At 40.6% G+C, this 10,149-nt stretch carries 8 protein-coding genes and 1 pseudogene; 1 reads left to right on the forward strand and 8 read right to left on the reverse strand.

All coding sequences use genetic code 11. From position 1 onward, the window contains the following. The 5 genes from R6U02_RS06720 to R6U02_RS06740 form a co-directional block, all read right to left on the reverse strand. Positions 1-2,230, reverse strand: a 2,230-nt coding sequence (locus R6U02_RS06720; RefSeq protein ID WP_410262845.1) for a DEAD/DEAH box helicase family protein, incomplete at its 3' end; no start/stop codon positions are given. Positions 2,231-2,232: 2 nt separating this feature from the next. Continuing rightward, positions 2,233-2,628, reverse strand: a complete 396-nt coding sequence (locus R6U02_RS06725) for a (deoxy)nucleoside triphosphate pyrophosphohydrolase (RefSeq protein ID WP_410262846.1) — start codon at positions 2,626-2,628, stop codon at positions 2,233-2,235. Between the two features lie 36 nt (positions 2,629-2,664). Continuing rightward, on the reverse strand, positions 2,665-3,333 hold the full coding sequence (locus R6U02_RS06730) for a DUF6320 domain-containing protein (protein WP_410262847.1): 669 nt from the start codon (positions 3,331-3,333) through the stop codon (positions 2,665-2,667). A 1-nt stretch (position 3,334) separates the two neighbouring features. Beyond that, positions 3,335-4,678: an alcohol acetyltransferase gene (locus tag R6U02_RS06735; protein ID WP_410262848.1), complete on the reverse strand. Its 1,344-nt coding sequence runs from the start codon at positions 4,676-4,678 to the stop codon at positions 3,335-3,337. Between the two features lie 12 nt (positions 4,679-4,690). Further along, on the reverse strand, positions 4,691-5,602 hold the full coding sequence (locus tag R6U02_RS06740) for an alpha/beta hydrolase (RefSeq protein ID WP_410262849.1): 912 nt from the start codon (positions 5,600-5,602) through the stop codon (positions 4,691-4,693). A 338-nt stretch (positions 5,603-5,940) separates the two neighbouring features. Here R6U02_RS06740 and R6U02_RS06745 point away from each other — a divergent pair, with 338 nt between their 5' ends. Then, on the forward strand, positions 5,941-6,591 hold the full coding sequence (locus tag R6U02_RS06745; RefSeq protein WP_410262850.1) for a peptide-methionine (S)-S-oxide reductase: 651 nt from the start codon (positions 5,941-5,943) through the stop codon (positions 6,589-6,591). 131 nt (positions 6,592-6,722) lie between these two features. On the opposite strand, the gene corA is transcribed toward R6U02_RS06745, so the two are convergent. The 3 genes and pseudogenes from corA to R6U02_RS06760 form a co-directional block, all read right to left on the reverse strand. Further along, complete coding sequence (gene corA, locus R6U02_RS06750) at positions 6,723-7,679, reverse strand: magnesium/cobalt transporter CorA (RefSeq protein WP_410262851.1); 957 nt, start codon at positions 7,677-7,679, stop codon at positions 6,723-6,725. Positions 7,680-7,975: 296 nt separating this feature from the next. Then, positions 7,976-9,514 (reverse strand): IS1182 family transposase, encoded by a 1,539-nt coding sequence (locus R6U02_RS06755; RefSeq protein ID WP_410262852.1) that lies wholly within the window; start codon positions 9,512-9,514, stop codon positions 7,976-7,978. Between the two features lie 192 nt (positions 9,515-9,706). Continuing rightward, positions 9,707-10,149, reverse strand: a pseudogene (locus R6U02_RS06760) (amino acid permease); the annotation flags it as partial.

Below are 10,149 nucleotides of genomic sequence, written 5' to 3' on the forward strand. Positions count from 1 at the left end.
TACGGGTCATACCAGTAAAGAATCTTAAATCCAGTGAGTTCAGCACTGACTGAATCGTTTTATTGTCGCTGATAAGACCTAGCTTTTCGTACCATTGCCCTAACTCTTCAGTCGAAACTGCTTTTTTCACATTGTTTTTTTGATCATGAATTAATCCTTTCAGCAAGACTAATTCATTTTTTCTCATACCGGACAGGAGTTCGCGAGATGCAATCATTAAATACCTCTGTTCCTCTTCGGTAACGAGCCCTTCTGTTTCGCCCATACTTAACAAAAAGTCATAATAACTTTTCTTTTTATTGGCAAGCAACACCGGGTCCAGCATTTCTTGTTCTTTGAAATCTTTGAGATAAGGGACGCGCCCTAAGCGATTGTAAAGCAGCTGAAATGCTTTTCTGAGTTCAGACATTGAATCCATTGATGTCTTGTTGATGGATTCAAAAATTTTCTTTTTGGCTATCTCTTCAAAATTGATCGAAGAGATCCCCGAAATAAAATCAGTATCATAGGTATCTTTTCTGACTTTGTTTTTGTTTCTTGATACATCTCCAGAAAGTGCCATCGGAATGAGGTAATTGTTTTTATAGTTCCCTATGAAATCGACCACGGTGACATAGTCTTTGGACAGGTCTTTACGCAGTCCTCGACCAAGCTGTTGAATGAAAATGATGCTGGACTGGGTATTTCTGAGCATGACAACCTGATTGATCTTCGGTATATCGATCCCTTCATTAAAAATATCGACCGTAAAGATGTAGTTGATTTCTCCAAGTTCCAAACGCCTAACTTCTTTTTCTCTTTTTGCCAGCGAATCTTCTCCAGATAAATAAGCACTGGCCATACCCCGAGCATTGAATGCTGTCGCAAGGGCTTTTGCTTCTCGCTTGCGGCTACAGAAAATCAGTCCTTTGGGTCTGTTTCCTGAACAACCGTAGTAATTCAGTTTGTTTAAAAGATAATTAACACGATCTTCTTCAATTAATTGACTAAACTCTGTGTCATCTGAGATCAATTCACCGTCTACTTCAATATCTGTGACGCCGTAATAATGAAACGGGCACAGCATGTCTTCTTCTAAAGCCTCCTGCAAACGAATTTCATAAGCGATATTGTAATCAAACAGCTTGAAGATATTAAAGCCATCTGTTCGCTCCGGCGTCGCTGTCATACCCAGCAGAAATTTCGGGGAAAAGTAATCGATTACTTTATGATAAGAAACGGCGCCTGCCTTATGCACTTCATCGATCAAGACGTAATCAAAGTGATCCGGACTAAAACTTCTGTACATAGCTTCCTTTGAAATGGTCTGGATCGTTGCAAATAAGTATTTAGCATCCATGTCTTTGTGTGAACCGGAAAGAATACCGTAATCTGAAGAATCACCGCCTAGAATTTTTTTGTAATCTTCTTTGGCTTGATTTAAAATCTGTTCGCGATGGACAACAAACAGGACACGTTCAGGCGAGAACTGATCGACATCAAACGCGGAGAGAAACGTCTTTCCAGTTCCTGTAGCAGAGATGACAAGCCCTTTTTCGGCCCCACGATCCCTGAGCCCGCTTAGATTTCTTAAAGCATTCCGCTGCATCAGATTCGGTTCAATCGTGACAGGATAATCTTCATTGACTACCGCTCGCTTGAACTCTATCTGTGGGTCATAATTAAGCGTGTAATTTTCTACCCATCTTCGTGTCAGTATTATCGATTCATGCCATTCATTTTCCATGTGGTCGTGGATATCCTGAATCATCTGTCCATGCTTATATGAAGATAGTCTCACGTTCCATTCGTAGTTGATTTTCAAGGCACTCATCGTCAGATTCGAGCTGCCGACTATAAATGAAGCGTGTTTAGGATGAGTGAACAAATAGCCTTTGGAGTGAAACCCGGTTTTGCCGGAAATCCTGACTTCTACATTTGGGATATTCAGTAAGTCGCTGAACACTTCGGGTTTGTTAAAGGCCAGATAAACAGATGTCAAAATACGTCCTTTGACACCTTTCTTATGTAAATCGGCCAACTGCGCTTTTAAAGCAGCCAGGCCATCTTGCGTGATGAAGGCGACCGAGAAGAAAAAACTTGTACAGGAGCTTAATTCATCATGTAAAGCATTAAGCATAAATTCTTTCTTAGGGACATCATTAATAATCAGTTTAGGATCATAATGAGAACCTTGTAGTTGTTGATCGATAAAGGCTTTTTTTAATGAGCGTTCCAGCATGTCTGTCATAGTTAAACACTTTCTTTCATCAGTTTTTCTACAATCGGAATATCCGCGGGTGCCCATTTCAAAGACATCAACTCTTTGGATTCCAACCACTTGATAGCTTGGTGCTCATATAATGAAGGTGTCCCTTCTATTACTGTACAAAGATACGTGGATAAATGAACGCGGCCAAAACCGTAAGTATAACAAGATTTATGAAATAACTGATCATCCACCTGAATATCCAGTTCCAGTTCTTCTTTTATTTCGCGCTTCAAAGCTTCTTGATGCGTTTCTCCGGCCTCTACTTTCCCGCCAGGAAATTCCCACAATTCGGAGAGGGTCATGGATCGGCTCCTTTGCGCACATAATAGTCTCCCGTTTGATTGGATAATCGCTCCGACCACAAAAATATCTTTCATCTCAGTCACTTCCTTACTCGTCCTATGTTAGTCTGCTTACACATGCATACGTTTTTCCAGTTCGCTGATTACAGCCTGACGATGCCGGAAAAAGACAGCGATGGACATCACCAGACTGAAAACCACGGATAATACACTTGGTAATGCAATAACCACCCAGTTCATCAGTAAAAAAACAGCCGGTATCAATCCCATTATAGCAGCTAGCTGCAGATATAAAACATACTCTTCCGCTTTTAAGCTGATGACCTGGATGGAGATAAACATAGCCAGTAAAGCCGAGATACACAAGATAGGAATAACAAAGGTGAGTGACCATCCTAACCACCCATTAATGTAGTCAAAGTACAAACTTAATAAAGAGAACAGAACCAATATATACACTATTCCCTTGACTATATTTCGTCGTTTCCGAACAATGACAAGCATCATTAACCACATGATCATTATGCCGAACAAAACATACTCTAAATTGAAAAATTCGAAGCGCCAGATGAAGTGCGCAACAAAATAGAGAAGAATCAAAAAGATCGAACTCAAACTAAGGTGTTGTTTGATTTTTTTGCGGTTGAACTGCAAGGGGATTTCTGGAAAATCGGACTCTTCATTTGTCTCGCTGTCACCCTTTTTTAATGAAGTCTGACAGAGCGGACATTGGTCCCAGTCCCCTTTCACATTAGCTCGACATTTTGGGCAACGCTTCATCTTATTCCATCTCCTCTCGGGACACTCGGTTGACATCCATCACGACAGGGACTCCCTTTTCGGTAAGCAATCGTACAAATTCACGGTGTATATCTGTTTCTACAAACGGGCTCGTAAAACTGATCGTGAGCGTCTCCTGGTAGCTTATCAAACAAAATTGAGGACGAATCGCGGCTGTGTAAAAAAAGGTTTGCTTAACATATTTTTCCATACCTTCCGGCAACTTTACCCGACCGAGATTAGACATCGCAATTGTTATTTTTTTCTTGATGAAATAATTGACGAGCCTCAAAATGCCATCTTTGATCGGTCGAAAAATAATCCGTGTCAGAGGGTTAAACTCAAATGCAATGAATTGTTTCAGTCTCTTTTCCAGCGCATCTTTTTGCAGTCGTGCTTCAAACTGTCGCGCCAATGTTGCATACAGTTCAGGCAAATAATCCTCTTTGTCAGGCTTGAAGGTATACGAGACAATGGTGGTACTGAAAAAATTCCGCACGGAAACCGACGGAAAGAACTGCCTCAAATTAATGGGTATCGACATGGTGATCGTCGTATCTTTTGATTTGTCTTCTTTCACACGGTAAACAGCCAGCATATACAGGGCGGTCATATAGATCGTTAAAGAAACGTTTTCCTTGCGTGCTAAAGTGAGTGTTTCTTTCAACGGAACACTTATTTCGATCACACGCAGCCGGTGATCGGCTGTTTTTTCGCCCTTGACGTGATAAACAGATGCCGCCTTTGGTTTTTTTTCCAAAGGTTTTTTGTCATCAGCCAATTCTTTTTCCTTATATTTTTTCAGCGGATCTATGCTGGCTTCAATCCTTGCATACTTTTTCTTTTTACTGAAATACCTTTTGAAACTGTCTTCCAAATCGGCTTTCTCTCTCTGCTCTGGCTTGTCTAAAGATTCTAATACTTTCGCTTGACGCAATCTCACGTATTCGGTCAATAAGTCTTCGAAAAACCATAAAGCCCCCGTCCCGTCAGTCAGGGCATGAAAGACTTCCAGATGGATACGGTCTTTATGATAGAGCACTCGGAAAAGAAACTCACGTTTGTCATAATGATATATCGGTGAACACGGGGGACTCGTTTCCGGTTGTACTTTAGGTGTTCCTAAACGTTCTTCCAAGTAATACCAGAAGATGCCCCGTCTCAAGACGTTATGAAAAAGCGGGTACTCTTTATACGTCGCTTGGAGTGCCGACTGTAATAGCACCGGATCGATGATCTCTGTCATTTCGGCGGATAAACGAAAAACTTTCGTATCTGTTTCGTTACGTGCAGCCAGAAAAATATTAGAGGCGTTGTCTAATCTTACCCATCTTTTTTTCTCCACAGCTGCTCCTCCTTAATCATTTAAAAACGTTTGGATTTCCTTTAGTGCTTCTTCCATCGGCTCAGTGAAAGCAGGATAATTGATGAACCCATGTACACTGTTCAATACCCGATGCACCTTGACCTTATTACCGGATTCGCCTAGCGCTTTACCGTAGGCTTCACCTTCGTCACGCAATGGGTCATACTCGGCTGTAATAATTAATGTTTCTGGCTGATCACTTAGATCTTCAGACATTAAAGGCGAAATCATAGGACTTTTTCGCGTAGATAAATCAGGGGCGTACAGTTCCATAAAGCTTTGAATTTTTTTGATCGTCATACCGTAATTATAGCCGTTGGTCTTGATAGATTTAAAAGGGGAATTTTCGGTGTGATCCCAGTAAGTGACAGGATAGATCAGCACCTGTTTTTTAGGCATCTGCTTCTTACGGTCTCTCAGTAACGTAGAGACAATAGCCGCTAAGTTCCCACCCGCGGAATCACCCATGATGATCCAGTCTTCTTCCTCTTCATCTTCCAGAGGGGTGAGCAAGACTTCCGCTGCTTGGTAAACGTCATTCAATCCCGCTGGGTAAGGGTGCTCCGGTGCTAAACGGTAATCGACTGAATAGACGACACGGCCTAAATAATCTGCGATAGTGACACAGGCGCGTGTATACGTTTCGATATCTCCAATCACCCATCCTCCGCCATGGATAAATAAAATGGGTTCAGGATGTGTCTTTTTCTTGGGGAAAAAAATACGGACTGGAATTTCATGATTGTTGTTTGCCGAGTAAATCTTGTCATCCAGCGTTCGGAAGCGTGCGGTAGGCGCACTCGAAAAGAGCCTCTGCACTTTTCTGATCCACTGGTAGTCTTCCTGCATGTCAATGCGTGGTGATGACGCTAATCGTAATAGAAATTTAAATACTGGGTTCATTGTTTTCCCTCATTATCATAATGCTGATTTTATACGTAAAACTCGTATGTTCCGACCAAAAGAATCCATTATTAAGAAGTATGACCCCTTCACTATGTTCTGTATGTCTTGCTTCTTAAACATTAAGTCTATTTATATGAAGTATACCAAAAATGACTAACTGAATTCTTGATAGATTTTTAATGGTAAGTCTAAACATTGAATGGAAAAGCGAACGTGTTAAAATTAAGCATAAGGATTTCCTGAATTTTGTTATGTAAAATAACAGTAAACATATTTGTCAGAAGAAAAAGGCACTATTTCAAAAAATGAGATGCTTTAAAAAGGAGTTTTAGACCATGTTGAATCTTAATCGTCGAGCGAAAACATTAGAAACAGCCACTTTTGGTATGGGCTGTTTTTGGGGACCGGAGAGCCAGTTTGGACAATATCCTGGCGTGATACGTACTCGCACCGGTTTCACAGGAGGAACCACGGCTGAACCTACTTACAGAACCATCGGAGATCACACCGAAACCATCCAGATCGATTTCGATGCTTCTCTCCTTTCCTATGAAGATATTCTGCGGATTTACTGGAATAGTCACGATGCGGTTAAGGATCGTAAGTTTAAGGGAAGGCAGTATCTTTCGCTGCTGATTGTGCATTCCCTTAATCAGCAGGAAACGGCTGATTTGATAAAAAACGAGTGGGAGAAGCGAAACGGAAAAAGTATTGGGACAGAAATCCAATATGACCGGCCATTTTATCCAGCGGAAAATCGCCATCATAAATATTTCCTAAAGCGTTTCCCTAAAGCTATGGAGTCTATCCTTCCCTTGTTTTTCGATCATAAGAATTTCACGGATTCCACCATAGCCGCTCGTTTAAATGGTTTTGTCCGGGAAAACGGGCGTTTAACTGACATTAAAGATGAGATTTCTGATTGGCAGCTCACTGACGAGGAAGAGCATGTTCTCCGCAGCATGCTTCAAAAAATACGCTGGTAGGCCTTATCTTTTTTCGATGTCTATCACCATTTTTCAAAAAAAAACCTCCCAATAAAGAAGCGTAGAAATAATAACATTTATACGTTTCTCTTTTGGAAGGATATCATATCGCCCATCTTTTTTGTTACAGCCTATTTAAACCATCCTTTTTTCTTGAACCAGAAAAAAAGCGAGAGACCGATCATCAGCATGATCCCCAGGACTATAAAGTAGCCATATTTCCATTCCAGTTCGGGCATATTGACAAAGTTCATTCCATAAATTCCGGAAATCAAGGTCAGCGGTATGAAGATAGAAGTGATGATGGTCAGGATCTTCATCACTTCATTGGACTGGTGAGACGTCATGGAAAGATAATTGTCGCGGATATCCGATGTGAATTCCCTGTTGGAACTGACCAGTTCCGATACCTTCAGTAAATGATCATAAATATCGGAAAAATACTCCCGTCTCTTTTTTACTTCTGTCAAATGCTGGGAATTCAGCATCCGGTAGAGCAGATCCCGCATCGGATTGACTGTCTGGCGGATATGCAACAGCATATGCCGAGTATCGAACAGTTCGTCCATCAGTTCATCCGTCGACTGGTTTTGTCGGTTATCTTCAATCGTATCCAGCTTGCCCTCGATGTGATAAATAAGCGGAAAATAAGTATCAACCAGTTTGTCCAATGTTTGATAAAAGACATAATACGGGTCCCATTTTTTTATAACATCTTGTGCTGTGATTCTACTCCATACTTGTTCCACCTCTTTAGATGCTTCAAAGTGAAAGGTGATGATATAACTTTTCCCGACAAAGAAATCCAGTTCTTCTTTTATTACTTCCTTGTCTTCTCTTTTGACTGTATGGGTGACATAAAAATCGTATCCCTCATAATAATCCAGTTTGGGCCGCTGAAGCAGAAACCCACAGTCTTCGATAGCTAATGGGTGAAAATGGAAAACGGAATCCAGCAGACGGAATTCTTCAGCAGTTGGATCGCTGAAATCGACCCAATACCATTTATATTTTTTTAAGTTTTCTTCATCCACACGGACGTCTGTTTCCATCGTGTCATCCGGGAGTACGCCTATTACATTGATCATGACTAAAACATCCTTTGCAAATTAACTTGATACTTCATTATACGATAATATAAGAAACTATTCTAACTTTCATATCAAACCGTTCGTGTCGAGTCTTTCCTGGTAATCTTCATATGATCACTTGTTGTTCGACTAGGTCAGAGATCGATCTAATTTGATCAGTAAAACGACTGACATGTCCATATGCAAAAAAAGAGGGTGGGACAAAAGTCTCACACCTAATCTGAAATAATGAAAAAGCTGCGTCAGTTTGTAGATAAATACAAACTGACGCAGCTTTTTCTATCTTTCTCCTTCTATAATTGCTTTCTTTTGTTATATTTCCTCAAATTGTTTGCCATGAATATGAGGTTCGTTTCATTTTCTACCTTCGACTGCCCACGGACAGAAAATCGAGTGAAACCTAAATTAGCCTTCACCTGACCAAAAGTTGGTTCGACATCGACTTTGCGTTTTCCATAAAGTCTTCGTCCTTCGGGTGATGAAAGCTGTTCTTTTATATTTAATTTCTGTTCTTCATAGTGGTAATTGATTGATACTGTTTTTCGCCCGTTCCGATAAAGTGGATCGGTAGACTGATAGATATGGGACAGCTTGACGTAGCCGGTGTCCGTTTTATACCTTCGGACATGCGCGAAGGCATAAACAGTCCCGTCGGGATGACTATACGTATCTTCATGATCATCGTATGTCCAGTTAGCCAGGTTTTTATCGGACTGGATATATTTTTTCTTCTGTTCTTTTTCATACATCCCGTACTTTATTAATCCAGTCCATTCGGACTGGTCTATATACTCCAGATTTTCCTGGCTTCCGTACCCAGCATCTGCCACAATAAACTGAGTAGGTTTGACTTCCTTCGGAAGCGATTCGATAAACGGAATCAATGTCTTCGTATCAGTGGGGTTGGGATAAACTTGGGTGTGCAGAACAAACTGGTTTTCTGTTGCGATTTGCACATTATACCCGGCTTTCAGTTGTCCGTTTCTCATGTGATCGTCTTTCATTCGCATGAACGTCGCATCGGGATCGGTTTTTGAAAAACTGTTCCGACCGTTGAATGTGTTGTAATACGCCTCATACTTATGTTCTCTGGGGATAAAATCCTTTTTCATTTTATTATGGTGTTTTTTCAGTGACCGGCGTTTTCTTTTCAATTGACTTACGTGTTCTTTTTCTGAACTGTTAGTGATCTCTTTTTCGACCTTATCTAGTTCATCTTTCAAAAGATCATTCAACTCAAGAATGTCTTCCTTAGTGAAATCTTCTTTAGTTTCCTTCTTTATTTCTTGTTCAATCAGTGGGGCTATTTCATTGGTGTAGTAGTCGCGTTCTTTTTCTTTCAGCTTAGGATAGTATCGGTCTACTGCTTTTTTCCACACGAAGGTGTATTTATTCGCATTCGCCTCTAATTTAGTCCCATCTATGAACAGTGCTTTTCCCTCGATCAGTTTTTCCTTTTTCAATCGAGCTGAGAAACTGACATACAGGTCCCGAATGATTCTCTTGGCATGATCAGATCCTCTGAAGCGGTTAATTGTACGATAAGAAATGATTGTTTGAGCAGTAAGCCACTGCATCGCTAAATTTTCACGCATCATTTTCTCAATATCTCTTCCTGAAAATGTCCGCTCAGAGTAAGCAAAAAGAAGAGCTTTCAGTAACACTTTAGGATGATAGGCCGGGCGACCGAATTCGTTTATAATGAGCTGATAATCCTCGTCTGTCAAGTCTTCTATCACTGTATCAATGGCATAGACGATATGGTTTTCCGGTAGGAAAACATCTAATTCTAATGGCAAGGTTGTTTGATTCATGGTATATTGTAAGTACATAAAGAGCACCCTTTCTTAATGTAGTTGTGGTGATTACATTATATCAAAAGGTGCTCTTTTTTTTAACCAAAAAGAAGTCCTGAACGAAAATCATAACGATTTTTGTTCAGGACTTTTCTATTTATAACCGAGACTTTTGTCCCAGCCTCGTTTATATTTGCTGTTCATCATCGTTCTTTGCTCGTCTTTAATTTACAGACTCTTTCGATACAAGTACACACCATAGAGTGTTGTGAGGATGGTTCCAATAATAAGTGTCAGATGATATAAAGGATCCCAACCCTCACCTGTAAAGAAGAGTAAAACGATCCCCAGGGCAATGAATAAGAAGCCGATTATACTTGACGTGTACAACCCGAATTTTCCAAAAGGAATCTCGTAGGGTCTGACGATATCTTTATCCACTTTCCTCAATTTCACAACCGTTGGAAACAGCCATAAATAAGGGAGGAAGAAGATCAAGAAACTGAAGGAAAGAATCGTCCAGAATGCATCATTGGCATTCCCGCTTAATGCAAAATTCAAAACGATTAGGAATGTGGCGATGAGTCCCATCAAGATATAAGAGTAATCAGGGGTATCGTATTTTTCATTCCGATGACCCAAGATCTTGGTATGTTTAGTGAACTCTGCTT

Source organism: Alkalibacterium sp. (assembly GCF_046484155.1).
In the GTDB taxonomy this organism is placed as follows: domain Bacteria; phylum Bacillota; class Bacilli; order Lactobacillales; family Carnobacteriaceae_A; genus Alkalibacterium.

What these genes read in the sequence shown, in the direction of transcription:
- R6U02_RS06725 (WP_410262846.1), bottom strand. Translation starts at nt 2,628, where the DNA reads ATGAAAGATATTTTTGTGGTCGGAGCGATTATCCAATCAAACGGGAGA.
- R6U02_RS06730 (WP_410262847.1), bottom strand. Translation starts at nt 3,333, where the DNA reads ATGAAGCGTTGCCCAAAATGTCGAGCTAATGTGAAAGGGGACTGGGAC.
- R6U02_RS06740 (WP_410262849.1), bottom strand. Translation starts at nt 5,602, where the DNA reads ATGAACCCAGTATTTAAATTTCTATTACGATTAGCGTCATCACCACGC.
- R6U02_RS06745 (WP_410262850.1), top strand. Translation starts at nt 5,941, where the DNA reads ATGTTGAATCTTAATCGTCGAGCGAAAACATTAGAAACAGCCACTTTT.
- corA (WP_410262851.1), bottom strand. Translation starts at nt 7,679, where the DNA reads ATGATCAATGTAATAGGCGTACTCCCGGATGACACGATGGAAACAGAC.
- R6U02_RS06755 (WP_410262852.1), bottom strand. Translation starts at nt 9,514, where the DNA reads ATGTACTTACAATATACCATGAATCAAACAACCTTGCCATTAGAATTA.